Origin of the sequence: Pseudoalteromonas sp. SG44-1 (genome assembly GCF_014164315.1) — a bacterium.
GTDB classification, from domain to species: domain Bacteria; phylum Pseudomonadota; class Gammaproteobacteria; order Enterobacterales; family Alteromonadaceae; genus Pseudoalteromonas; species Pseudoalteromonas rhizosphaerae.
The window spans coordinates 1-26,135 of sequence record NZ_JACJEW010000052.1 but is presented as its reverse complement, the minus strand read 5'-3'; the positions used below and the strand labels follow the sequence as shown (position 1 = coordinate 26,135).

At 39.7% G+C, this 26,135-nt stretch carries 23 protein-coding genes and 1 riboswitch; of the genes, 13 read left to right on the top strand and 10 right to left on the bottom strand.

Annotation, left to right across the window (positions count from 1 at the left end; all coding sequences use genetic code 11):
* Positions 1-217: 217 nt before the first annotated feature.
* From H5187_RS18695 to H5187_RS18685, 3 genes are all read right to left on the bottom strand, one after another.
* Positions 218-697: a zinc-ribbon domain containing protein gene (locus H5187_RS18695; protein WP_182798141.1), complete on the bottom strand. Its 480-nt coding sequence runs from the start codon at positions 695-697 to the stop codon at positions 218-220.
* Between the two features lie 5 nt (positions 698-702).
* The gene (locus H5187_RS18690) at positions 703-1,107 is read right to left on the bottom strand and encodes a biotin/lipoyl-containing protein (protein ID WP_182719137.1); all 405 of its coding nucleotides are present in this window, start codon (positions 1,105-1,107) and stop codon (positions 703-705) included.
* Between the two features lie 137 nt (positions 1,108-1,244).
* Complete coding sequence (locus tag H5187_RS18685) at positions 1,245-2,567, bottom strand: sodium-dependent transporter (protein ID WP_182719136.1); 1,323 nt, start codon at positions 2,565-2,567, stop codon at positions 1,245-1,247.
* Positions 2,568-2,720: 153 nt separating this feature from the next.
* On the opposite strand from H5187_RS18685, the gene H5187_RS18680 reads away from it, so the two are divergent.
* Complete coding sequence (locus tag H5187_RS18680) at positions 2,721-3,464, top strand: 4'-phosphopantetheinyl transferase superfamily protein (protein WP_182740677.1); 744 nt, start codon at positions 2,721-2,723, stop codon at positions 3,462-3,464.
* Here the strand turns inward: H5187_RS18680 and lysC are convergent.
* The gene (gene lysC / locus H5187_RS18675) at positions 3,441-4,844 is read right to left on the bottom strand and encodes a lysine-sensitive aspartokinase 3 (RefSeq protein ID WP_149982695.1); all 1,404 of its coding nucleotides are present in this window, start codon (positions 4,842-4,844) and stop codon (positions 3,441-3,443) included. The two genes, H5187_RS18680 and lysC, sit on opposite strands and share 24 nt — an antisense overlap.
* Positions 4,845-4,921: 77 nt before the next feature.
* Positions 4,922-5,093, bottom strand: a riboswitch (Lysine riboswitch).
* 114 nt (positions 5,094-5,207) lie between these two features.
* Positions 5,208-6,455 (bottom strand): sodium:proton antiporter NhaD, encoded by a 1,248-nt coding sequence (nhaD, locus tag H5187_RS18670; RefSeq protein WP_145242276.1) that lies wholly within the window; start codon positions 6,453-6,455, stop codon positions 5,208-5,210.
* Positions 6,456-6,633: 178 nt separating this feature from the next.
* Between nhaD and H5187_RS18665 the strand changes: the two genes are divergently transcribed.
* The 4 genes from H5187_RS18665 (at position 6,634) to H5187_RS18650 (ending at position 11,957) form a co-directional block, all read left to right on the top strand.
* Entirely contained in the window at positions 6,634-7,914 is a 1,281-nt protein-coding gene (locus tag H5187_RS18665) for a hypothetical protein (RefSeq protein WP_182740676.1), read from the top strand.
* Between the two features lie 5 nt (positions 7,915-7,919).
* Positions 7,920-8,465 carry a condensin complex protein MksE gene (locus H5187_RS18660; RefSeq protein ID WP_149982697.1) on the top strand — a complete coding sequence of 182 codons (546 nt, stop codon included), beginning with the start codon at positions 7,920-7,922 and terminating at the stop codon, positions 8,463-8,465.
* Positions 8,465-11,242: an ATPase gene (locus tag H5187_RS18655; protein WP_182798140.1), complete on the top strand. Its 2,778-nt coding sequence runs from the start codon at positions 8,465-8,467 to the stop codon at positions 11,240-11,242. Before H5187_RS18660 ends, H5187_RS18655 begins: the two co-directional genes overlap by 1 nt.
* Before the next feature lie 169 nt (positions 11,243-11,411).
* Positions 11,412-11,957: a DUF4136 domain-containing protein gene (locus H5187_RS18650; RefSeq protein ID WP_145242267.1), complete on the top strand. Its 546-nt coding sequence runs from the start codon at positions 11,412-11,414 to the stop codon at positions 11,955-11,957.
* Positions 11,958-12,012: 55 nt separating this feature from the next.
* Here the strand turns inward: H5187_RS18650 and H5187_RS18645 are convergent, their stop codons facing one another.
* Positions 12,013-12,393, bottom strand: a complete 381-nt coding sequence (locus tag H5187_RS18645) for an SMI1/KNR4 family protein (protein ID WP_182785016.1) — start codon at positions 12,391-12,393, stop codon at positions 12,013-12,015.
* Between the two features lie 77 nt (positions 12,394-12,470).
* Positions 12,471-12,983 carry a peptide-methionine (S)-S-oxide reductase gene (locus H5187_RS18640; RefSeq protein ID WP_182768160.1) on the bottom strand — a complete coding sequence of 171 codons (513 nt, stop codon included), beginning with the start codon at positions 12,981-12,983 and terminating at the stop codon, positions 12,471-12,473.
* A gap of 203 nt (positions 12,984-13,186) precedes the next feature.
* Here H5187_RS18640 and H5187_RS18635 point away from each other — a divergent pair, with 203 nt between their 5' ends.
* Positions 13,187-15,043 carry a TonB-dependent siderophore receptor gene (locus H5187_RS18635; RefSeq protein ID WP_182785018.1) on the top strand — a complete coding sequence of 619 codons (1,857 nt, stop codon included), beginning with the start codon at positions 13,187-13,189 and terminating at the stop codon, positions 15,041-15,043.
* Between the two features lie 44 nt (positions 15,044-15,087).
* On the opposite strand, the gene H5187_RS18630 is transcribed toward H5187_RS18635, so the two are convergent.
* On the bottom strand, positions 15,088-15,351 hold the full coding sequence (locus H5187_RS18630) for a YkgJ family cysteine cluster protein (protein WP_145242261.1): 264 nt from the start codon (positions 15,349-15,351) through the stop codon (positions 15,088-15,090).
* Between the two features lie 126 nt (positions 15,352-15,477).
* On the opposite strand from H5187_RS18630, the gene H5187_RS18625 reads away from it, so the two are divergent.
* From H5187_RS18625 to H5187_RS18610, 4 genes are all read left to right on the top strand, one after another.
* Positions 15,478-16,650: an efflux RND transporter periplasmic adaptor subunit gene (locus tag H5187_RS18625; RefSeq protein WP_145242259.1), complete on the top strand. Its 1,173-nt coding sequence runs from the start codon at positions 15,478-15,480 to the stop codon at positions 16,648-16,650.
* Between the two features lie 3 nt (positions 16,651-16,653).
* Positions 16,654-19,833: an efflux RND transporter permease subunit gene (locus tag H5187_RS18620; protein WP_182785019.1), complete on the top strand. Its 3,180-nt coding sequence runs from the start codon at positions 16,654-16,656 to the stop codon at positions 19,831-19,833.
* Between the two features lie 173 nt (positions 19,834-20,006).
* Positions 20,007-20,261 carry a hypothetical protein gene (locus H5187_RS18615; protein ID WP_182785020.1) on the top strand — a complete coding sequence of 85 codons (255 nt, stop codon included), beginning with the start codon at positions 20,007-20,009 and terminating at the stop codon, positions 20,259-20,261.
* Positions 20,186-21,457 carry a serine hydrolase gene (locus H5187_RS18610; protein WP_182785029.1) on the top strand — a complete coding sequence of 424 codons (1,272 nt, stop codon included), beginning with the start codon at positions 20,186-20,188 and terminating at the stop codon, positions 21,455-21,457. The genes H5187_RS18615 and H5187_RS18610 overlap by 76 nt, the downstream gene beginning before the upstream one ends.
* Positions 21,458-21,552: 95 nt before the next feature.
* On the opposite strand, the gene H5187_RS18605 is transcribed toward H5187_RS18610, so the two are convergent.
* Positions 21,553-22,491, bottom strand: coding sequence for a LysR family transcriptional regulator (locus H5187_RS18605; protein ID WP_182785030.1), 939 nt, complete (start codon positions 22,489-22,491; stop codon positions 21,553-21,555).
* Between the two features lie 124 nt (positions 22,492-22,615).
* Here H5187_RS18605 and H5187_RS18600 point away from each other — a divergent pair, with 124 nt between their 5' ends.
* Positions 22,616-23,272, top strand: a complete 657-nt coding sequence (locus H5187_RS18600) for a nitroreductase family protein (protein WP_145242253.1) — start codon at positions 22,616-22,618, stop codon at positions 23,270-23,272.
* 71 nt (positions 23,273-23,343) lie between these two features.
* Here H5187_RS18600 and H5187_RS18595 read toward each other — a convergent pair whose 3' ends face one another.
* Positions 23,344-23,628, bottom strand: coding sequence for a hypothetical protein (locus tag H5187_RS18595; protein WP_145242251.1), 285 nt, complete (start codon positions 23,626-23,628; stop codon positions 23,344-23,346).
* Positions 23,629-24,515: 887 nt separating this feature from the next.
* On the opposite strand from H5187_RS18595, the gene H5187_RS24395 reads away from it, so the two are divergent.
* A complete protein-coding gene (locus tag H5187_RS24395; protein ID WP_259399705.1) occupies positions 24,516-25,181 on the top strand; it encodes an MCP four helix bundle domain-containing protein in 666 nt (221 codons plus the stop codon).
* Positions 25,163-26,107 carry a methyl-accepting chemotaxis protein gene (locus tag H5187_RS24390; RefSeq protein ID WP_220493301.1) on the top strand — a complete coding sequence of 315 codons (945 nt, stop codon included), beginning with the start codon at positions 25,163-25,165 and terminating at the stop codon, positions 26,105-26,107. Before H5187_RS24395 ends, H5187_RS24390 begins: the two co-directional genes overlap by 19 nt.
* The last annotated feature ends 28 nt before the right edge of the window (positions 26,108-26,135 follow it).

Below are 26,135 nucleotides of genomic sequence, written 5' to 3'. Positions count from 1 at the left end.
TTATACGCTCAGGATTTAGACAGAACTTGGTAAAACGAAACACATTTACTAGTGGCAATTCGAGCAGATTTACAATACGTAGTTATCAGTATTATTAAGTCGGCTTCAATGTCCGCATATGGCACATCTGTGACAGTCAGACTTGATTGAGTCCTATTTATCGGTTCTGACAAATCAAGTTAAGATGTAATCACATAGGTCTCTTAAGTACGTCTACTTACATTTTACGGATAGCATTCACTTTATTAATCTTCTTAATAACTCCTGACTCAAAAAGTTGCTGCGCGCTGGACTTGAGCAATTGAGTTTCCTCAAGCGTTATATGCTCTTTAATGATTAAGTTTGCATAGATAATTTGCAACTGGTTTATTGCACGGCTTTTCTTTCTGCATTCAAAGCACTTGATCGCATGTGCATCAATCCAAAACTTTAATTCTTCAAACCAATATTGCTGCTCTTTAGCAAAAAATATAAACGCTCTATGACAATCGACACATTGCTCTTCTATATCAACATAGAGTTGCCTTGGATATAAACTGTCACATTGTTTTTCGATAACTGCGGGGATTGCCGTCTCAGGGAAGTAATGAACACTTTTATACCACCAAAAGGCATTCTCGATTTCTTGCTTTGTATAACTATTACCAGAGAGGATTGGCTCGCTGCCATATCTTGGGTGGTTTACATAATTGGTCATCTTAGCTATTTACCCAGCACAAAAAGGATGGCTAAAGCGCCGACTGCTAGAGCAATAATTAAACTTTTATTTAGTTTACTCAACCAAGGAGAAACAATAACGTCATTTTCTGAGTCGTTTACTCGCGGTTGAGGCTGTTGAGCTGTTGGTCTTGCTGGCAGTTCGCTGTCTGCAAGCTGCTGCAAAGTCATTACAACCTGTTCAGGATTAACATGGTCGCCATTTGCAATCGTTATATTCTCAATAATGCCACTGCAGTCGGCCATTATTTCTAAAACAACTTTTTCAGTTTCAACATCAAATAACACATCACCGGCATAAACGAGTTGGCCTTCACTAACATAAAGTTTAGCGATATCTGCTGTGTTTATTGAGTCTGGAAGCGTGGGGACTTTAACATCTATGTTCATAATTCCTCCCTGGATATAATACCAATCGACTTAAATATTTAACCATTTATCTGTCGCTATAAATGGTCAGTAACTTAAAACGATTGGTACAACACTATATATTAACAATTAAAACTAAAAAACTGAAAGCTAAATTATCAACCAAACGCGACATTAGCGAACACGGCGGTCATCAGTATCGGACACACATAACGTATGTACTGAGCAAACCAATAACGCATGCCACTTGCAGCCTCATTTAATTGATTACCACGGCGCCACAACCACCCTACAGTGATAAAGTAAAATAAGCCCATAAGCGGTAATTGATACTGAGTCAGTACCATGATCACTAAACCAAATAGCCAATCAAAATTGAAAATAATCAACGATGACGCGGCTAAAACCGTTAAGCTCACTAAAAACGTCGCTTTTTTACGCTCTACTTGATGGTTTTCAACTAAAAAAGCCACTGGAATTTCAGTGGATGAAATAGTCGATGTGAGCGATGCAATCGACATAAGTACAAAAAACAGTAAACCAACCAATAAGCCAATTTCGCCCATAGTATTAAATAACTGCGGTAGAATTGCGAAAATTAGTTGCCCTTCTCCCACTAATTTTCCATCACTAAATACTTGCACGCCATTGTGCTGCGCCACGTAAATTGCAGGAATAATTAATAAACCCGCTAAAAAGGCAACCCCTGTATCAAGTAACGCTACCGACGCGGTTAACCGCGGCAAATTAGCATCAGGCTGCAAGTACGAGCCATAAATCATCATACAACCGACACCCAGTGACAGTGAAAAGAACGCCTGTCCCATTGCCGCAATAATTAAACCTGGGTCGAGTATTTGGCTAAAGTCTGGCACTAAATACGCAGCAAAGCCTTCACTTGCGCCATCAAGCGTGGCTATATAAGCAATTAGCACAACGAGTAACACCAATAGCATCGGCATTAACCGTCGCGACCATGTTTCTATGCCAGATTTAACACCTTTGAGAATAATACTCGCAGTGAGGATCAGCATCAGTGGTGTAAATACAAAATTACGCGCCATCGAATCCGTGTGCAAAAACGTACTGACGGTGGTAAATCCAAAAAAGCTAGCAATGGGTTCAAGGGCATAAGCAAGCATCCAACCTGCAACAATTGAGTAAAAGCTCAGCATCACAATCGCACCGGCTAAACCTAAATAACCAGCAGCAGCGCCTACTTGCGGTGCTTGCTCTTGCCATGCTTGTCTAAGTGCTTTAACCGGATTAGCTTGCGCTTTATGGCCTAAGTACAACTCAGTGTATAAAGCTGGCAAGGCTAAAAAAAAGATAACTATAAAATAGACTAGTAAAAACGCGCCGCCGCCATGATTTGCCGCTTGCGTGGGAAATCCCCAAATATTACCTAATCCAACTGCAGCGCCAGAAGCTGCTAAAACAAAGCCAAGGCGGCTTTGAAAACCATCACGCAATTGTGCCATACATCTACAAATCTGTTATTATTTTTCATTATTGTGAATTAAACCATATTTAACTCTCACAGAGTAATAAATTTGCCTTGGCTTAATTAACCAGCGCACAACCGCACAAAATATAAACATGTTTGTTCTTTTATCACTTTAATTGTGGATTTTATGCCTGCATTATTTTTTCAACAGCAACTCGTTATCACCAAACACAGCGTGCAGCCATTCAATGCGAATACTATTTTATTATTTGATGCCCAGCAGTTAAATGTTGATGAATTCGATTTAAACGCACTATTAAGCCCATTTGAACTGACGGTGATCACCCGTAGAAAAAGTTACAAAGCCAAGCAAGAATATTTAGCCACTCGGCTACTGCTTAAGTATTTGGTAAAACAAACGATGCCACAATTTCGTGATCTAGCAAATAACCATATTAGCTCTGAATTTGACCAGCAAAGCAGTAAATTACTGCTACATATAACTGACAGTGACACTGTATTGCGTAGTTGTTTATCCCACTCTAATGGTTTTGTCGGTGCTGCATTAAATGTAGAACGAATTGAATTTGGTTTTGATATTGAAAAAATAAACCTGAAGCGCCCATTTGCAAAGCTCGCTAAGCATTTTTATCATCTTGATGAGGTAAATTTAATAACGCAAGATCAGCAAAGCGCAGAACGATTTTTTAGAATATGGACCTTAAAAGAAGCACTTGCCAAAGCCACCAGCCAACCAATTGCAAAATTACTCAGCCCCAATGTATTTACTGAACTTGAGCGAGCAAATTTAACAGCGCTGAGTTGTCAATATCATGAGTTTGATATTAGTGTGGTAAGTGACAAGAGCACTGTCTGGCAGTGCTCTGTGGTAAATTCTACCGCCCAATTACGCGGCGTTTTGAACTTCTAATAAACGGCTGTGGATCGCTTGCACAACAAAGTCTGACTCGCTCTGCTCCACTAAAAAGCACAGGTTATGTTTACTTGCGCCATGACAAATTAAGCGAATATTAAAATCGCTTAATACATTCATTAAGTTAATTTCTTGCTGACGTAATTGAATTTGTGAACCAATTAATGCCACTAAGGTTAAGTTGTTCTCAACCGACACGTGGCAAAACTCCGCTAACTTATCAAGGCATTCTTGATCAAGCTCAGGACGCGAGGCATTTGGCGCATTATCTAAAGTAATTGCAACACTTATCTCTGAGGTAGTTACCAAATCAACCGAGATATTAAACTCACTTAAAATTGTAAACACGTGGGCTAAAAAACCACTAGCCAAAAGCATTTCGGGGCTTTTTAAGGTTAACAATATTTGATTTTTACGCTGCGTGACAGCACGAATTCCGGGGATTTGTGATTTCTCACGTTCGATCCAGGTACCACCACGTTCAGGCTCACGGCTAGAACCAACAAACACACTAATATGGCTGCGGCTCGCAGGTAAGATAGTTGCCGGATGTAATACTTTCGCCCCAAAGGTAGCCATTTCGGCCGCTTCATCAAAACTTAAACGCGCAATCGGCGTAGCCTTAGCACATAAGCGCGGATCGGTGCTAAAAATGCCCACGACATCAGTCCAAATGTGCACGCTTTTAGCGTTTATAGCTTCGGCCAGTAATGCCGCACTGTAATCTGAACCACCACGACCAAGTGTGGTAGTTTGACCATGCGCGTCACTGCCTATAAAGCCTTGAGTTACAATAACCTGTTCAGCTAATAACGGAATTAAATGCTCTTTTGCGGCCATTGCTGTTGCAGCTACATCTGGGGTTGCTTTAGAAAACTGGCTGTCGGTTTTTAATACCTGTCGCACATCAAAACGCACCGCATTTAAGCCATTTAAACGCAGTACCTGAGTAAATAAATAGGATGATAAACGCTCACCAAAGCTCAATAACTCATCATGTTGTTGCTTTGATTTTAGTGGCTCACTGGCAAGTGACTTAAAAGCTTTAATGGTTTCATCAAAGCCATGAGCTAAATCAGCATCCAATGACAGCTCATTTAAAATAGCTTCTTGAATAGCAATAACGCCAGCAATGTTCTCATTGCGCTCATCTGCTGATAAATCTTTTTTACATAAGGTCACAAGGTGATTAGTCACTCCTGCGCTGGCACTTACGGCCACTACTCGTACGTTGTTATCGGCTACAATAATTTCACTGCAACGGCTCATCGCTTCAAAGTTAGCCACACTGGTGCCACCGAACTTTGCGACTACGTAGTCTGATTTTTGATTTTGTGCTGACTGTTGCAAGTTAGTTGCAGCTAATTGGGTATTCATGTCGTCTCCTTTTGTGGCATTCATACCACGATAAAACAAGAAGAACTTGGCAAGGGGGTGCTCGATAAGAAAAGTCCACTGCCAGAAGCTCTCCACCTAATTGGTGACAGTTTTGAGGATTCAGCCCCATAAACCGAAAAACCACTGTGACGTCCAGTTGCTTTCCTCGGCGAGTACTTCCCTCCTTAATGATTACAGGCATACGTCGCCTAACATTAAGTACCTAAGTACCGCACCTCTTCTGAATGTTAGATTAATTACGTAAATTATTAGCAATTAAATAACAAAACCCGCTATTAAGCGGGCTTTGAAAGTTATCGTTTAGACGTCTAGCTGTCAAGTTGTTTTAAATAATAAAAGCAATTAAATAAAACTACCTGCTAAATACGATCCCATATAACCAATTGTATAAGCGATTAATAAATACACCGACATACGTAAATAACTCATAAAGGTAAGCGCTTTTACTTTACTCATAGCGATAATACCGGCAGCCGAGCCAATAATAAGCATGGACCCCCCCACCCCAGTTGCATACGTAAACGACAACCATTGTTGTGGACTCATCACTATTTCAGCTTTAAGTAACGCAGCCGTTAGTGGTACGTTGTCAACCGCAGCTGATAATATACCCATTAAATAATTAGCGTATTGTGCTGGCATTAACTCGTAAAGGTGAGTGAACTTACTGAGCATACCGACTTCTTTCAGGGCGCCTACAAGTAATAATACGCCAACGAAGAACAGCAAGGTGTCGTATTCTATTTCGCGAATATAATCGATGATTTTTTTATTCACATCTTTTTTGCGCATTAAAAATTGCGCTACTAAAAACATCAACGACAAACCAAATAAGAAAGTTAACAAAGGCGGCACATGATAAAGCACGCTTAACGTTAATGTCCCGACAATCGTTGATAAGAAAATCACTGCAATAGTGATATCTGTTTTCTCAATGCGACGGTCCTCTTGTTTGGTAAACTCAACTTGGCCGTTGAGCCCAAATGACAGCATAATGGCCAATAGCGCCACGCTAAATAACGCAGGCACAACCAACAATAGCAAGTGACCAATGGTAACTTTGTCATCAAGGAAAATCATCAAGGTAGTAACATCACCGGTAATTAACGACACTCCGCCCGAGTTCACACTAAAGATGATAAGCGTAGCGTATTTAATTAGCTTTTTCGGATCGAGTTTTAACGACATAACCACCGCAAGGGAAATTAATGTGGCTGTGATATTGTCTGAAATCGACGAAAATAAGAAGGAGAACCCGCCAATCAAAAACATCAGTTTGCGTTCGCTAATAGCACTGGGCATTATCTTATGCACAATATTTTGGATAAAACCTTTGGAGTTCAAATAGGCTACAAAGGTCATTGCAGCCATTAAAAACAACCACAGTGTGGCAATCTCTAAAATATTGTGGTCAAGTTGATGTTGTACGTTTTCGGGGCTTTGCCCGTGAAGCGGCGAGATAAATAAGATAATCCAGCATAAAGTACCAAAGAAAAGCGTGGTTTTGGCCTTGTTTACATGGATAATATCCTCTATAACGATGAGCACGAATGCTAGCGTTATCAGGGTTAGGATAATTGCAGTTACCATGGTGTTTGAACAACCTTTATAAAAATGTAAAAATTGTATGTTATGAGCCGCAGGACGACACGGCGCGCAGTCTAGCACCAAAGAATGTGTAAAACTATTGTCAATTTGCTTTTCTACGACTAATCGCTGAGGCCTAACAAGCCGGCTTTACAAGATAAATTAGGATTTTTGGAGTTTTATGATCCCAGCTAAAAAGTTGCTAAATACCCTAACAGAGCACTGGGGAATGTTAGAGCTGCTATTTAAACGTTTTAAAATGGCTGATTTCAGCCTAAAAGACGTGCAAAATGCGATCAAACAAAAACAACCTACGTGGTCAAATGAGCGCATTTACAAAGAAACCAACCGCCTTTTAAACCAAGATATTATTATTCCCTTGGCTAAATCGTCACAACTTGAAATTAACCGTGCAATTGCAGATTTTGCCACTTTTTTATTGCAGGAAGAACATTTAGGCTTGGCGCAAGAAATTAGCGTGCTGGTTGAAGATTTAGCCCGTTTGGGTAACCGTTTAGACAATGCCGGTAGTATTGAAGACTACGACGAGATGCGCCGTTTTAGCCGCATTATGGATGATCGGGTGCGTAAAATAATGAAACTATTTGCCCACAACGAAAATGCCATTTTAAATATTGTAGAACAAGCAAAAGCTAATAATGCGGTGCAATCATTACAAAAGCGTTATCAAGCGGTGATTGAAGCGTTTGATGAATACATTGAACCAATGCTTGAAATGGTTGATATTCGTGGCGATTTTCATGCTTGTTTTAATACCATCGAAACACAAATCAGTACGCAAATCGAATATATTGAACGCAGCGGTAAAGCTTATCAAGATAAACGCATGCTTGAACGATTACGTACCCGAATTTTAGAAATGCATTTAGTTGGTCGCGAAAGCCTGCGTAAAAGTGCCGATATGCTAATGCCACTGCGTGAAGAGTTGCGCCGTAATAATATGATCACTCGTCAAGCAGCTAAAGTACTTGGTTTAGTACGTAAAAATGGCGTTGATAATATGCTCAGCGCCGTACAACCACATTTTGTCTCTGACACGCAGCGATTCTCATTGGGGCAACAGCGCCATATGGTCGCTTATATGGCTGCACTTGTTGAGTTTGAACACAGTGAATACGAACTTCCTGATCAACAAGATGTGCCTGCTTTTGTTACGCCAAATATTCCAGATTACAATAATGTTAAAGCAAACTTTAAAAAACGCTTCAATGCTAAACGTAAAAAGCCACAACCATTATTGACCTTTTTAGAGCAAAGCTACCCCGACCTTGAAGCCGACGAAATGCTGTTTTTATATCAAAAGCTGGTAAGTGACACCGATATTGAAATCAATCAAAGCGATGAAAAAATGCGCGTAAAAATTGCCGGGCAACATTTTTCTCTTTTCCCTTTTAATTCTAAGCCTGTTGACTCTCAGCAAACACCAACAGTGGATGAGTAACCGTTATGACACAGATAAATTTAGATGAACTTAGTCATCTACAAGCAATTAATAAAAAATTAGTCACCGGCTATCACATTAGCGAACAAGACACCGTAATGTGGCAAGAGCTTGATCAACAAATTGATCATTACCGCGCATTATTCAGCGCCCTTGGCCACGATTTACAACATGACAGCCGTGGTTTTTATTACTTTGCCAGTGATGAAAGTACACCCAATATGGGGAAAATTTCCCGCGCGATTGCCTTAACCATTTATATCTTAATTGAGCACTATGCAAACTCAGGTAAAGACCCAATGCGTGCCTTATTTGATGAAGTGAATGATTTAGAACTGATGCAAACTTTAGTGCAAATGAACAAGCACTTATTTGATCAACTCGAAATTTTTTCAGGATCAGACCTACGTAAAGACGTGTACTTACGCATGATTCGACTTGGCCTTGCCCGTGAAGTAGAAGGCGGCTTTATGCTGCAAGCACCTATCTACCGTTATATTGATGCCTTAATGGAAGTAAACGAAGAAACCTATATTGGAGAGGACGAATAATGAAAAACCTATACGGCCTCAGTAAGCTGGCATTATTAAACACCGCCGGTTATGCCAAATGTGTGATCCCGCTTGATAAAAGCAGCTCAATTTGTGCACCAAATAACACCGGTAAAAGCTCGGTGATCAATGCTCTGCAATTTCCGCTTATTAATGATTTACGCCTAACAGAATGGGACGGTCATGATTTAGACGAAACCCGTAAATTTTATTTTTCGTCAGATCAATCCTATATTTTACTCGAAGCCGACCTACCCCATGGCCCGGTGGTGATTGGTGTAGCTGGGCTTGGTAAAATTGCCGGTTACGCACATCAGTTTTTTTGTTACCAAGGCAAGCTTGATCTTGAGCAGTATACTCAAGGTAAAACCATCATTAAGTTCACTAAACTGTTTAATCATTTAAAAGAGCAAGGCTTTAACCCTATTGAGCTTAAAGCGCAAGAGCTCAACGCACTATTAACGGGTGGTGCCACGCCATTTGATGGCGACATTAACTTAAAGATGATCCCGCTTAACAACGTGCAAGATTCGGCAATTTATAAAGAAATTTTCCGCCGTATTTTGAACCTGCATAAATTAGGCGCTGCCGACGTAAAGCGCTTTATGTTACGCGTATTTGAACGCCACATGTCAAACTCAAAGGTCGATTTTTATGAAGTATGGCGTCGCTCCTTTGATAAAGTAAACCGCGCAAAACGTGAGCTAAAAGCACTCGAGTCGATGCAAGAGCCTATCTGCGCCCTTGAATCAATGCTTGAAAACCAAACCGTACTCAAAGGTAAATTAGCCGCATACGCCCCCAAAATTGACCAAGCATTAATCGATTTTGATAGCTACCAAGAGGCGCAATTGAGCGAGCTTAATGTTGCCCTTGAAGACATTGAACACGAAAAGCACGAGTTTGAACAAAAACAACAACTTTATGTACAACAATCGCGCGATATTGAACGCAGGCAAACACAAATAGAGCAATGGTTTTTAGACTTTGGTGCTCTAAAATCTGAATTTGAATTGGTTAACATGGCAACCTTAAAAGTAAGCCTTGGTCAATTAAAGCAAGATTACGAGTCACTATCGCATTCTATCAACAGTGCGCAAGGGCAAAGCCTGCATACTCTTGATTACCGTATTAGTGAAACACAAAAGCAGATCAAAAGCTTAAAGCTGCAGCTTAAAAATCTTGAGTTTAATTTATTTACCCGTATGCGCGAGGATTTATCACTTAAAGAAGTTGAAGAGATCTCGCGTATTCTAAACCCTGACATTCTGTCATTTGCCACCACCAGTAATGGTGATATAGATATCACTGACGAAGATGCCTTTGGTGCATTTTTAGAGCAATTATCAGATAACGTGAAAGGCGGCGTGCTCACCCTGCCAGGCGCGACCATCAAGCTGAAAAAACTCTCACCGGTGCAGATGCAAAGCGGTGAAAATAAAGAGCAACTTACTGCGCAACTCAGCGCCCTAGAACAGTCACTCAATGAATTTAAGCAACAGCGTGATGTGGCCGCCAATGTGGCCGACAAACAAAAAGAAAAAGATGCCTTATACGATGAACTCATGGCAGCAGAAAGCGCACTTAAACGCTTTGAACAATTCCAGGTTATGCTGCAATCTATTGATGCACAAACACTCTTAAAAGAGCAATTATTGGCTGAACGCGAGCAAGTTGATAGCTACTTACAAGATATTCAAAATAACAGCGGTTCAATTAGTGATCGACGCTCGATTATTAAATCGAAAAAAGATTTAATTTCACGCCAAGCCGAGCGCCTACGCCAAGTGAAATCTGAACGAATTGACCACACGCTGGATTTATATAGCGGTAAAGTCACCCCGTATATGATTGATATTCAAATTGATTTTGATAATCTCAGTGACTTAGTTCATCACTTTAATAAAGATTGCCAAGAGCTGCGTAATTTTGATATCAACGTTCGTAATACCTATTTGCATATTTACAATGCCGGTATTACCAAATTTGATAACGAAAATGACGAGTTTAGTAAATACCAGAAATTGATTGCCGCGTTCCATAATATTGATAACGAACGTGATGCGGTTGAACGCCAAGCCCGGGTTGCACTCACAGAAGTAGCCGCGACGATTAAGGGACTGCGTGAAGATTTAGACAGACTGCGCCGTGAAATGAACAGCTTCAATAAAGGCATTAGTCAGCATCGTATTTCAAACTTACAAGCATTTAAAATTAACGTGATACCACGCAAAATGTTGGTTGATAGTATTGATACCATCATCAGTACCTCAAATCAGTTTGAACAAGGTGATACGCTGGATTTACTCAGCCAAGAACCCTACAGTGAAAGTGCTGTCAACGAAGCAAAAGATCACTTAATTAAACTTGCCTCTGATAAAGCCGGTTTAACCCTTACTGACTTATTTGATATTCGCTTTGAAGTAGTAAACCGTGCAGGCGAAACCGAGCATTTTGAGAAAATTGATTCGGCTGGCTCAAACGGTACGCGTATCACCATAAAATTATTATGCGGTATGTTGTTTATCCGCTACTTATTAAGCGACCAAGAGCAAAACTTATACCGCATCCCGATTTATATTGATGAAGCGGCCGATATCGATCCGCAAAATCAAAAAGCAATTATAGAAACCGCACTCAGCTTTGGCTTTGTGCCAATATTTGCCTCGGTGAAACCACAAATTAGCTGTGATTATATTGTGCCAATTCGCTCCGTTAAAGACGGCGCCCAGAACTGGGTAGATGAAAAGGATTGGATAGAAGTAGAGCATGAATAAGACAATAGCCACGTTTGTGTAAATTAATGCATCATTCAGTCAAGGACGACTAAACTAGTTAGTACTTATCATGTATACAAATTACAGGTAAAAAATAACATTTCCTTGAATTAATTCTATGTTATGTTATCAAACGAATAGTAATTAAATTTGCCAAGGAGCAAACTCCATGAAAAATATACTAATTGCAGCTGCTGTATTACTACTAGCAGCGTGTGCAAAAACGCCTGATATTGACTACGACAAATCTGTGGACTTTGGTAACTACAAAACGTTTGCTTGGTTTCCACAAGCAACCTTGGCTGACGCTGGTAACTATCAAATCAGCCCATTGATGGAAAAACGTGTGCGTGAAGCGGTAAATGCACAATTACAAGCAAACGGTATGACACCTGCCGATGAAGCATCAGCAGATGTGTTAATTAACTATCATGCCTCTGTTGATACTAAAGTTGACGTTGATACATTTAATGTAGGTTACGGTGCACGTTGGAACTACTGGGGCATGGGTTATAACACGCAAACAACAACCCATGAATATGATGTGGGCACTTTAGTGATTGATGTTGTTGACCGTGCCTCTAACCAGCTTGTTTGGCGTGGTGCTCGTGAAGGTCGCCTTCAGAAGAAACAAACACCTGAAGAGCGTAACAAAGCAGTGCAAGAAGCCGTTGCAACAATTTTAAGTGGTTTTCCACCAGAAAAACTAAAATAACACTTTAAATTAGCGTTCAAAAAAGCTCACTATTAAGTGAGCTTTTTTGTAAGTCTTATGCCTCTTTTAGCACATTCGCCACAAATTCTGTGAACGAATTGGCTATAGGACTAGTAAAGCTAGCATTGTATACATTGCTTGTATCGGGTCTAATATAAATAGTACCATCTATATCGTTTGAAAAGACCATAAGAAACCCATATCTAAAATGTTCAGTGTGCTTATTTTGTTCGTAAATATCTAAACGTTTTATCTCAGGGTTAATCCCATAAATAGGCTCATCAAATATTTCTGCATAATTTAAGTTTACCAGGTAATCAAAAAAATCTTTTGGTAAATCAATATTTAATCTTGCTTCTAGCTCATAAACTTTTTTTCTTGCTTGGCCTTGGCCAACTACACTAGAATGATCTTTCAACATTTCTACTAGATTCATAAGTCCTTCTTATAATTAATTATACATAGCATTTTTTATGAAAGTTAAACTATGCAGGTTTATTAAATTAGTAAATGCTAATCCGCCTTATATTTATGCAGTAAATCTAGCGGTATATGGCAGTAATCATCTGGATGATTAGTTAGTCGGTCTTGGTGCTCAGCATCACTGGGGACGTAATTTGTTAGCGGTTTAACCTGCACAGCTATTTTGCCGGCATCATCTCGTTGGCTGATATAATCGCTTGCTAACGTTAAGTGACTTTGCTCTTCACTATAAATAGCCGTGCGGTATTTTTCACCCATATCATCACCTTGCTTATTAATACTGTATGGGTCAATAATTTCAAAGAAATAATCAATTAGTTTATTAACCGTGACAGCATCAGTATCAAAAATGACTTTGACACACTCTGCATAACCATCGTACTCACTTTGTGTATTATCACTTGTACCATTAGCCCGCCCTGCTTCTGTAATAACTACTCCGGGTAAGTGCTTCATAAACTCTTGCACGCCCCACAAACACCCTCCCGCAAAATAAATAGTTTGCTGGCGAGCATAAAAGTTAGCTGGTTGTTTTTCATTCATAGAGGGACCTAATATATTTAACAAGCAAAGACAGTGTAATGCTTTCATTTTAAGAATGATTATCAAATGCAGTTTTTTCGAATTAATGTACAATAGCGCCAAAAATCGTGACTGTTTAATTTTGCTATTTTATCACGCTATAAAAAAGTGTTACGACTTTAATTTTTAGCGCAATCGCACATAAAGAATATGAGAAAAACAACATGAACCGTACCTCGCACCTTATTATACCCGCAGTACTTGCCAGCATATCCAGTGTTGCTTATGCGGCAGATGACTCTGAAGAATCGACAACCATTGAGCAAATAACAATCGAGGCATCCCCTACAGCAAATACGTTACCAGTAGGTACCTTTGACTCACCTATATCAAATTTAGAGTATGACCCTCGTGTTGATTTGCAATCGCGTAACATGGCAGAAGCACAAGCTGATGTTACTATTCGTGGCGGTATCTTTGAAAACACCGGTTTTAGAGTCGGCAATGCTACTTTACTCGATCCGCAATCAGGCCATTATTTTGCAGAAATTCCTATTGCACCACAAATGCTCACTGGCGCAAGTGTATTGACCGGTGCTGATAATGCACTTTACGGTGTAAATAGCTCAGTAGGTACTGTGTCGTTTGGTTGGAAGCCAATTACCACTGGTGGCAGTGTATCTGTAGGAGTCGGCACTAACGACTTTAATTTACAGAGTGTTCATGCTGGTAAAAGTATCCCTTTAGATACAATCGCCGATTGGCGCCTAGGTTTTGAAGGGGAATATTCTCATTCACAAAGCGATGGCTCAATTGATTTTGGCGATCATGATTTTAATCGCGCTACTGCTCGTGTGCAATTAACGAGTGCAGATTCACAAACTGATTTATTTTTTGGCTCACAAGAGAAATTTTTTGGCTGGCCGAACCTCTATACCCCATTTGGCGTGAATGAAACAGAAGACTTAGAAACGCAACTGTTAATGCTTAACCATAAACAAAGTTATGCAACAAACAGTGAGTTTGAAGTATCGGCTTATTATCGAAAAAATAACGACCATTATATTTACTCTCGTGAAAACCCAAGCGCGTTTGAAGCTTTTCACGAAACGGAAGTTAAATCATTCGCCATCTCCGGGCGACATGCTCAAAACGATGTGTTCTCACTAAACTACTCAGCACAATATATTGAAGATTCCATTGAATCAACCACGCTTGAGAATAACTTTACTTCGCGTAACTATTATAAAATCAGTGTATTGCCAGAATACACTATGGCTCTTGAGAACAATCAACAGCTAACAGTGCGTTTAGGCGCAGCCTTCGATGATACCAACCGCGATGACTCACAATTATCGCTGATAGGTGATATCACATTCAATACAATTAATAGTAACGCCACTGAGCGGACATTTTATTTATCCTACGCTGAGGCCAGTCAAGTTGCAGGTTATACTGCTATTGGTGGCAATGACTCTGGTGGATTGTTTAGAAGTAATTATAACCTTGAGCGTGAAACCACCAAAAACTTAGAACTGGGTTTATTACTAGAACAACAAAGTTGGCAGCTTAATTCGGCTATTTTTTACCGCCAAGATAATAACTTAACTGACTGGACATTTAGCTTTGATTCAACCTCAGCGCGTTTTGCCGAACCGGTTGATATTGATACCGCTGGCCTTGAATTTTTAGCCACTAAGCAATTTGAAAATACTGAAATTATAGCCAGTTACACCTACCTCCATAAATCAGAAACCTATGGCTCGCCAGATGTCGATGCAAGCTTTTATGCCTTAAACTTCCCTGATCACCGTTTAACTCTTGGTGCTGTATGGAGCCCGACGGATATATTAGAGTTTCGGATTGATAATGAATGGCGTAAACAGCATAAAAATGCGCTGCGACGCTCTGATGATGAAGCCTTGTTTACTCAGCTGACGTTAAAAGTAACGCCACCGATACTGCAAAACTTCTTTATTACCTTAGCAGCAGATAACCTTTGGGATGAATCATTTGAGGAAATTCCAGGCACACCTGGGCGCGGTGAGCAATACACACTAACTGCAACTTATAGCTGGTAAATAAAAAATATGTATAAAAACCGCATTTTTAAGATGCGGTTTTTTTATGTCATTTGTTCAAGCTCGGTAATTAATTGCAGCGCTTGCGCATTCGTTGTTCCACACACATCAATCGTCGCACTAAAATCACTGCATACTTTTGGCCGCCTTTCATCACCAAATAACTTACATAAATTGTTGTTATCTAACTGAATACAGCGCTCTCCTGCTTTTTTGCCATTAGGCATCCCCGGAATTGGTGAGCTAATACTTGGTGCGATACAACAAGCCCCACACCCGAGTCGACACGCCATTGGTGATGTATTCATCTTTGCCCCTTTTGTAATCTATTTCGCTAATTTGTTAATTGTGTAATGACTTGTTACATCTTAATACGCCTTGTAAACACTTTATTCATTATAATTGCTGTGTCACCTAATTATGAGGAAAGCCCAGTGGCTACTAAAAAACAAATAATTCTACCTATTGCCGTATTAGTCGCCGGTGTAGGTCTTGCGGTTGCGTTTTCAGCAATGAAACAACCGCCAGAAGAAAAGCCAGCACAAGATACACGCCCTCTGGTATCAGTTAGCGCAGTTCACCTTGATGCAATTACGCTAGACGTAAAATCCTATGGTGTAGTAAAAGCAAAAGATCACACCCCACTGGTTGCGCAAGTAAGCGGTCAAGTGGTATTTGTCTCTGAGCAATTTGTGCAAGGTGGATTTGTCAAACAAGGCGATATTCTAGCACGAATAGATCCAAATGATTATGAAGCAGCGTTAATTGAAGCCCAAGCAGGCATGGCGCAAGCCAGCTCTGATCTAGAAATTGAACGAGCGCAAGCTCATGTAGCACAGGCAGAGTGGGATCGAATAAAAGACGATTCAAATCAAATGATCCCATCTCAATTATATTTACGCAAACCACAATTAGCCGAAAAACTAGCGCGTTACCGTGCAGCACAGGCGTCTGAAAAACGTGCAAAACGTAATTTAGAGCGCACATACATAAAAGCGCCTTATGATGCGATTATTTCTGAACGTGCAATTAGTTTAGGCAGCGTAGTTAATCCTGGAAGCCAATTTGGCGCTCTCAGTTCAACCTTAGTGGCTGAAATTCGCCTTCCTGTGGCAGATAAAGAATTACAATACCTAATCGATAGCGGTATCGGCGCGAATGTAACACTCAGTGCAGACTATGCTGGTAAGCCAACTACTTGGCAGGCAAAAATTGTCCGCAGCGAAGGTGTTATTGATCAAAAAAGTCGTATGAGCTATTTAGTGGCGCAAGTAAATACACCTTATGCCAGTGAGCAACCGCTGCGCTTTGGCTCTTATATCAATGCGACCATTTCTGGCCGCGAGCTTGATAATGCGATTATCGTTCCTCATCACTTAGTGAAAAACGGTAAAATAGTGGTAATGAATGATGATTTAACTCTTTCGTTCAAACCTCTTAATATTATTAGAGAGCAAAATGGCATGGTCATCGCTTCACAAGGCTTAAATGATGGTGAGCAATTGATCACCTCGGCTTTAGATTTCCCAACCGAAGGCATGCAAGTAAAGCTAAATGACTCTGATAAACCTGCAGCTGCAACTCAACTTGCACTGAAAGAGGAATAGAGCATGACCATCCATAGCGAAAAAGGCTTAATTGCCTGGTTTGCTCGCAACCCTGTTGCAGCAAACCTATTAATGATTTTTATTTTAGTGGGTGGTATTTTAACCGCGTTTTCTATTCGCAAACAAATGTTCCCACAATTTGAAAATAACTGGATCAGCGTCCAAGCTGTCTACCCTGGTGCTGCCCCACAAGAAGTAGAAGAAGGCATCACCATCAAGGTAGAAGAAGCTCTCGAAGGCCTAGAGGGTATTAAACGGAAAATTACTTATTCAAACCGCGGTTATTCTCAAGCGTGGATCGAAATTGAAGAAAAATATGATACTAAAGAAGTGCTCGATGAAGTAAAAATGCAGATTGATGCAATCAACACCTTCCCTGCAGACATGGAGCGTCCTATTGTGCGCCATGATAAGTTTGAGCAAGAAGTAATGATCCTCGCCTTATACGGTGACATGAGCAATTATCAGCTCAAAGAACTTGGCAACAATATCAAAGACGAACTGCAAGCACTGCCACAAATTAACTTAGTTGAATTTAATGGTGGCCTTGACTATGAAATTGGTATTGAAGTTAGCCCTGATAAACTTCGTGAGTATGGTTTAACTTTTAGAGACATTGCGAATGCAGTGCGTGCTTTTTCAGCCAATATGTCTGCAGGTCAGATTCGCTCTGAAAACGGCTATATTTCGATGCGGGTTGAAAAACAAGCTTACCGAGGGGATGAATTTGCCAAACTGCCATTGATATTACTACCTGATGGTGCACAAGTGTATTTAGGCGATGTAGCAACCATTAACGATGGTTTTGCAGAAGGCTTACAATACTCTAAATACAATGGTAAAAATTCCTTGTCGTTTGAAGTAAATGCCTCAAAAGATCAAGATATTACCAAAGTTGCAAAAGTTCTTAAGCAGTACCTTAATGATAAAGCAGGTCAACTTCCAGCGGGTGTTAAACTCACGCCGATTGTCGATTTAACCTACTACCTAGAGGGTCGATTAGACATGATGATCGACAACATGGTGTGGGGTGGTCTATTGGTTATGGTGGTCCTTGCGCTATTTTTACCCCTACGCTTAGCATTTTGGGTAATGATGGGTTTACCTGTGTCATTCCTAGGCGCGTTTTTAATGATGCCGATGGGCTTTTTAGATGTCACCATCAACTTAGCATCACTATTTGCCTTTATATTAGTGCTCGGTATTGTGGTTGATGACGCCATCGTCGTAGGTGAATCAGCCAGTGCTGAAATTGAAAAACATGGCCACTCTCTTGATAACGTAGTACGTGGTGTTAAACGCGTCGCAATGCCTGCCACCTTCGGTGTATTAACTACCATCGCCGCTTTTTTACCGCAAACTTTAGCAAGTGGCCCTGGTGCTGCGTTTTCAAAAGCCATTGGCGGGGTTATTATTCTGTGTTTGATTTTCTCTCTGATTGAATCAAAACTTATTTTACCAGCCCACATAGCAGCAATGAAACACCGAGAACCAAATCCGAAAAACCCATTACATCGCCTCCGTAAAGTGATGGATGGCGGTTTAAAACGGTTTGTTGATAACTATTACACGCCATTTATTGGCCATTGTATTCATTATCGTTATACCGTAATTATTGGTTTTATTTGTGTATTAATTGTCAGTGCTGGGATGTTTGCCGGTGGTTTAGTGAAGTTTGTAGCGAACCCTAAAATTCCTCATGACTTTCCACGTATCTCAGTCGAAATGAACTTAGCATCGTCTGAACAAGCAACCCTAGAAACCGCGCAAAAAATAGAGCAAGTTATTATCAATGTTGATAAACAACTTAAAGAGCAATATGGCACAGCTATGGTACGCGATCTTTCCGTTAGCTTACGTGGACGTACCGATGCCAGTATTATGGCGGTATTAATTGATCCTGAGTTACGCCCTATCGATACCTTTGCATTGAGCGCACTATGGCGTGAACAAATGCCTCCTTTACCGGGTGTGAAAACACTAACCATTCAAGACAGTATTATGAATGGTGGTCGAGACGACGGTGATGTGAGCTTCCGCCTAGAAGGAAAGGATGCCAAACAATTAAAAGAAGTAGCAGCAAAACTTAAAGAAAAACTCAACACCATGGAAGGTGTGGGTGATGTAAATGACTCAATGCAAAGCGCTACAGATGAAGTACAGCTTGACTTAAAACCACTGGCGTACAGCATGGGTTTAACCCTTGCCGATGTTGCCTCACAAGTCAGCTTTAGTTACTACGGCCTTGAAGCACAGCGTATTCTACGTGACGGCGAGGAAGTGAAAGTAATGATCCGCTACCCTGAAGAAGCTCGTAACTCGATCAGCGATATCGCCAGTGCTCGTATCATTACACCTAGTGGCGCAGAAGTACCTTTGGCTGAAATTGCCGATGTAAAACTGGTTGATGGTGTAAACCGTATTCGCCGCGAAAACTCAAAGCGTACTGTTAACGTATGGGCAGCAGTTGATACCGACCAAGTTGAACCTTTTGCCATTGCTGAAGAAATACGTGATGAGTACTTACCGGCACTACTGAAAAACTACCCAGGTGTACAAAGTAGTGTTGCTGGACGTATTCAAGAAGAAATGGATAGCGTTGCTGAGCAAGTGCGTGATTTTGCTCTTTCAATGATGATTATCTTCGCGTTATTGGCAATCCCACTACGCTCATACTCACAACCATTGATTATTATGTCAGTGATCCCATTTGGGGTTATTGGTGCCATGTTTGGCCATATGATTTTAGGCATGACTATGAGTGGCTTATCAATTTTCGGGATCATTGCTGTAGCCGGTGTTGTTGTAAACGATTCATTAGTAATGGTGGACTTTGTTAATAAAGCACGTGCTGATGGCGTAGCAATAAAAGACGCAGTAATGCAAGCTGGTGCACGTCGTTTTAGAGCGATTATGCTCACCTCAATCACTACCTTTATTGGCGTATTACCAATCATTATGGAAACCAGCTTACAAGCTAAAATTGTCATCCCAATGGCAGTATCACTGGCCTTTGGTGTGTTATTTGCCACGGTGATCACGCTGATCCTGATCCCATGTCAATATGTCGCACTAGAAGATGCTAAACGATTAATTCGTAAATGGCGTGGAAAAGAAGCGCTGGTAGATGGTGAATCAATTCATAGCAAAGTGAATACTATAATAAACCGCTCACCTTTATAAAATTTTATATCCCAACCAACTAGCCCGAGCTGTATACAGTTCGGGCTTTTTTATGCTTATAATAACAATGAAATATAATTTATTCACATAAAATCAACACGATAATAATTTACTTTGTATTTTATCCACGGTAAAAGTAGTACATAAAACAAACTAAAAAACCAAGGAAGCTCATGAAACTCACCTCGAATATGTTTTACCACACTATTTTTATGACAGCTCTACTACTGCTCTCACACACTGCAATTGCAGGCGAACACGCGAAAGAAATGGATGCATTTATTGAACAATTTCATGGTTTCAAACAATTCAATGGCAACGTACTGGTCGCCAAGCAAGGTAAGGTAAGGTTATTTTTGAAAAAAGTTATGGCTACGCCAATTTTGAATGGGACATCAAAAATACTGCCGAGACTAAATTTCGAATAGGCTCAATTACCAAGCAATTCACTGCGTTGCTTATTTTACAGTTAGCGCAGCAGAATAAAATACAGCTTGATGCTCCCCTTGCTACTTACCTACCCGACTATCGCCAAGATATAGGAAATAAAATCACCATTAGGCAAATACTTAATCATACATCAGGACTTAGTAATTATACTCAAACGAAGACCTTCAGAAGTGAATACAGTCGCAACCCTTACAGTGTAGATGAATTTATAAAATTACTGTGTAGTGATGATTTATTGTTTGAGCCTGGCACGCAATTTCGCTATAGCAATTCAGGCTACTTTATTTTGGGCGCCGTGATTGAAAAAGTCACTCAACAACGTTACCAAGATGTACTGCAAGAAAATATTTTTAAACCACTCAATATGCATAACACCGGTTACGATTCGCATGCAAAAATAATCAACCAACGTGCATCTGGTTATAGCAATAACTTAGACGGTTACACTAATGCTGGTTATCTAGATATGTCGATCCCTTATGCAGCGGGGTCAATATACTCAACCGCACGCGATCTCGTTAAGTGGGACCAAGCGCTGTACACAAATAAGCTAATAAATAAAGAACTAAAAAAACAAATGTACACCGTATCTGAACAGCTTAATTACGCACTTGGCTGGGAAGTTAATCAGCTAGATGCTGATAAATATGGTAAACCATTGACACAAGTACAACATGGCGGTGGTATCGAAGGGTTTAATGCATTTATTAGCCGTATTATTGAAGATCAGCTACTGGTGATAATTTTAAATAACACTGGCGGTGCACCAATGACACCTATGACTAAAGGATTAACCAATATTTTTTATGGTAAGCCCTATGACGGTGCAACTGAAAATGTGGATAGCCAACTTTATCATGCCTTGCAAAATGGCGGTATTGCACAGCTTAAAAGCAAATATAATCAATTGGATGAGCAAAAAGTTCCGCTGCGAGAAAGAAGCATAAATTACTTTGGTTATGAATTAATAGCAATGAAAAAACTCGATGCCGCAATCGCAGTATTTGAACTAAATGCTGCTAAATACCCCGATTCTGCTAATACTCACGATAGTCTGGGTGAAGCGTATTTAACTGCTAATAAACCCGTACTTGCATTAAAAAGTTACCAGCGCGCCCTTGAATTAAACCCCGACAGTGAAAGCGCAAAGCAAGCAATTATAAAACTACAATAATTCTAAAAAGTCGCGTTATATTATTTAAAATCTGCAACATTAAACTCGCTTATGCTACGAACATAAGCGAGTTAGTAGTTTATAATTTCAAGTAATTAGTCATCAAGAACACTAGGTTCAAGTATACCTTTATCAATTAGTTGGCTTATCATCGTACGTGCTTTTTCTCTGCATATATCACGTAATAAACGCACTGCAGGCGTTATTGATTGACGGCTTGGACAAATTAACCACAGCTCACCACAGGTATGCTGGTAATTATTCATCACTGTAACTACCCTATCGTTAAGAAGATCATCAGCAATATCTAATGCCGATTTTACGGCAAGCCCTTTGCCAGCAACACACCAGCGCCTGACTAAATCACCATCATTTGAGGCACGCTTGCCTTGCATTTTTACTTTGTATTTTTTTTGCCCATTGGTAAATTCCCAAACATTATTGATAATATCTTGCAGTTGATAAAATAACCCTTGATGCTGTGCTAAATCATCTGGATACATAGGCGCACCATAACGTTTTATATAGTCAGGTGAGGCGCATAATAAACGTGGAATATTACAAATTTTAAACCCGTAAACATTGGCATCAGTTGGCGAGCCATAACGCAGTGCTATATCCACCGAATCTCGGTAGAAATCCACGTTACTATCACTAATATGTGTGCGCAGGCTCACCTTCGGGTAACTATCCATAATTTCATCAATCCAAGGGATAACTAAATTACGGCCAAGATCAGAAGATAATGCAACCCTTAACTCACCTTCAACCTCATCATGTTCGCCTTTTAGGTTCTGCCGAGCTTGCTCAAGTATCGCTATTGCTTGCTCACACTGTGGGATATAGCGCTCCCCTGCGGCAGAAAGCCTTAGATGACGTGTTGTACGCACAAATAGGTCTACACCTAATGTTGATTCCACCCGTTTGATAGCAGCACTGGCGGTTGCTGTACGCATATCAAGTTTTGCCGCTGCAAGGGTAATACTTTTAAATTCAGCAACTTTCAAAATAAGTTTTAAATCGTCAATCTGCATATTATCTAAATATATTTGATAATGATTCAATAATTATGCTGTTTATCAAAAGTAATGCAAGCGCTATCATCTGCCTCATTCAAGGGCTTTGATTAAATAAAGCTATTCGCTACAGGAACCAATTATGACACACCCGATTATTACCGACTTAGAAGCGCGTTACACAGCAAAAAAATATGATGCAACTAAACGTGTATCGGCAGAAGATTTAGCTGTGATCTATCAAGCCATGCGTTTATCTCCGTCATCAATTAATTCGCAGCCATGGAAATTCATTGTTATTGAGTCTGAGCAAGCAAAACAACGTATGCATGATACTTTCGCTAACAAGTTTCAATTTAATCAGCCGCATATTAAAACTGCATCACACATTATTTTGTTTGCTTACAACCCGAAATACACCAGAGAAGATTATGCAAAAGTGATTGACACTGATATCGCCAATGGCCGTACGCCAGCAGAAAATCGCGAGCAAGCCTTTGGCGCATACGCATTTGTTGACTTAAATACTGACGCATCTGGCAATAATGCCGCATGGACCAAAACACAAACTTACCTTGCACTTGGTAATACTATGCATGCTGTTGCGCGCTTAGGTATTGATTCAACACCAATGGAAGGCGTAGATAGCGCGCTAATTAGTGAACTTTTTGCGGATGAGTTAGATGGTTATATTTGTGAAGTCGCACTTGTCATTGGTTATCACGAAACACAAACCGACTATAATGCAAAGCTTCCAAAATCACGTTTGAGTCAAGATCAAATTATTCAAGTGGTTTAAGTTTTACATTACCGGTTACGAAGAGCCTGTTACAGGCTCACTTTAACAAGCTTTTGGCATTATTGCCTCTGCTATGTGCTCTCTTTAGCAGCTCCACAAACAATTTTTTCTTCGCCAAGATGATATATATTATTTATTGCTACATAGGCGCCAGATACAACGCCTGTAATAGGGACTAATAATATCCCACTAATTGAATAGTAGGTATTGGTATCCTCAAAGCCATTAATTATTTTTAATGTCTTACGGTCAGAAGATATTTCACATTTATTGACTGCTGACATGTCCTTAGTTGGTACAACGATACAGCCTGATAACATCGTCAAAGTAAAACATATAGTCGTAACTAATTTCATCTTGTAACATCCTCGTTTTTAATTGTCATATAGAAACCATAAAAATTAATATTTATAGATTGTTGGGTAACTATCTTATAAATACTTTACTAAACAAAGTATGCGCTCCACGCAACCTGTTAGTAAATAATGGTAAAAAATTTTTATCTAAGAAAACCGCTTTTTACAGGCTTGCCTCCATAACTCCCCGCAAACCTTGCACATATAAATCAAGCTTATAGGTTCAATTTTCACTAATAAACATGCACATCAGACACAATACTATGCACCGTTTTATATTGAGGAAACTTATCTAAAATTTTCTTGCAATAACAATAGCATAGATGGGCAACTTACTTTAGCAGTGATTCTGTTAAAGAAATCAAATAAAAACCAATAAAGAAACTATTAATTTAACAAAGGTAATGAATTGCAATCAAATTGTAAGCAGTAATGTATTTAGAAAAGTAACTTATTCAGTTAATTATTATATTTAATTCAGGTATAGAAACAACGTCAAACCATAGTATATAATAGTACAATTAAAATTAACTTTGATAAAAATCAAATTTAGATGTCTTAAATATGGCTGTTACGACTCATATTAATTATTTTTATATGGAGCCTAAAACCCGTAAAATCTAATTACAAAGCATTAAAAAAGTATTTTTGTACAATGTTACTTTTTAGGCTAATTAAAGAGTTTTAAATAGATCAATGACAACCACATTACTAGATCACACTCATTTAAAAGTATCATTGAATGATATTTAGAACTGATCGTTATCAGTACACAAATCCACCCGGTTATTGCAGCATGCTATTAAATACTGCAATAAATATAAAATATTTATATAGGTACACGATGATCAGAAATATAAAAATAGGCATGCGCTCAGCCTTGGCATTTGGGATTTGGGATTTTGGGTTTGATTACTCTGATTCTAGGGGTATTTTCCATTATGCAATTATCAAAATTGAACTCTATATCAGATGTCATTAGCCTGCATCGAATTCCAGCACTCACAACAGCGGTTGAGTTAGAACGATACTCAATGCATACACAGCTATTGATTACTGAACTTTCTGACACTAAAACTCAACAAGAACGAAATGATATACAACGACAATTAGACAAAGAAGAACGTGACTATAAAAGTGCAGAAAAACGCATGGCAGCTTTAGTTCGTTCAGATGAGGCGAAGAGGCAACTTGATAACGTTATAAATTTGCATGATGAATTTACTGCAACATTTACTAAGTTGTTTCGACTTTATGAGCAACAAAATGAAGAGGAAGCGTTAACTTTTCGACGTAAAAAAGTTATGCCAGCTGCTGAGCTGTTAATATCTGAATTAGAGAAATTATCTCAATATCAAATTCTTCGAGCTAATCAGATAAATGATGAAGCAACGCAAACATACCTTAATTCAAAAGCAGCACTTATTAGTGGCATTGTGATTACTTTAATGTTGCTTAGTGTTATTGCTTTCTTTTACAGCCGCAGCTTAACACTCCCGTTACGTTACGTTATGCTGTTGCAGTTGCAAGACGCGTGGCCAAAGGCGATTTAACTGAAAGAATTAATGATTCTCACAGCGATGAAGCGGGTGAAATGCTTCAAGCATTAGCTGACATGCAAAATCAATTACGCGAAACACTTTCACAAATTGGTGGGTCGTCTCAGCAACTGGCTACAACCTCTGAACAGTTAACGGTTGTAACTAACCAGTCTACACAAATTGCAACCCAACAAAGAGATCAGCTAGAGCAGGCAGCTACGGCGGTTAATGAACTAACAGCAGCCATTGAAGAGGTTGCGCGTAGTGCAAACTCTACGAGTGACAATGCTGAGGTTGCGGATGAAAAAGCACAGTTAGGCCAGGCTAAAATAAACGAAACCATCAAAACAATAGGTTCATTGGTTTCAGAGATCCAAAACTCAGCAGCTGGTATTACCACCTTAGCCGCAAATATAAAAAATATAGAGTCAGTACTTGATGTGATTAGAGCGATAGCAGATCAAACGAATCTGTTAGCGTTAAATGCCGCTATCGAAGCTGCATGCGCTGGAGAGAGTGGTCGCGGTTTTGCTGTCGTAGCTGATGAAGTAAGAGCTCTTGCTCATCGAACACAAGAATCTACTAAAGAAATTGAGCAAATGATTCAGACTGTTCAGTCAGAGACAAGCCAAGCTGTTGTGAATATGAATAACAGTAATCAACTAGCTGAAGGTACGCTGCTGATAGCAAATGATGCAGGAGCGGCATTTAGCGAAATAACCGGTTTGATAAGTCAAATTAGTAATCAAAATATAACTGTTGCTAGCGCTGCTGAAGAGCAAACAACCGTTGCAAGAGAAGTAGATAAAAATTTAGTTTATATTCGCGACTTATCAATTCAAAGCTCTGATGGTTCGGAACAAACGAATGCTTCTAGTACTGAGCTTGCAAAATTAGCAGAGCAACTCAATAACCTTGTATTACGATTTACTATTTAACTAATCAAATGTAAAAATTTACGAATTT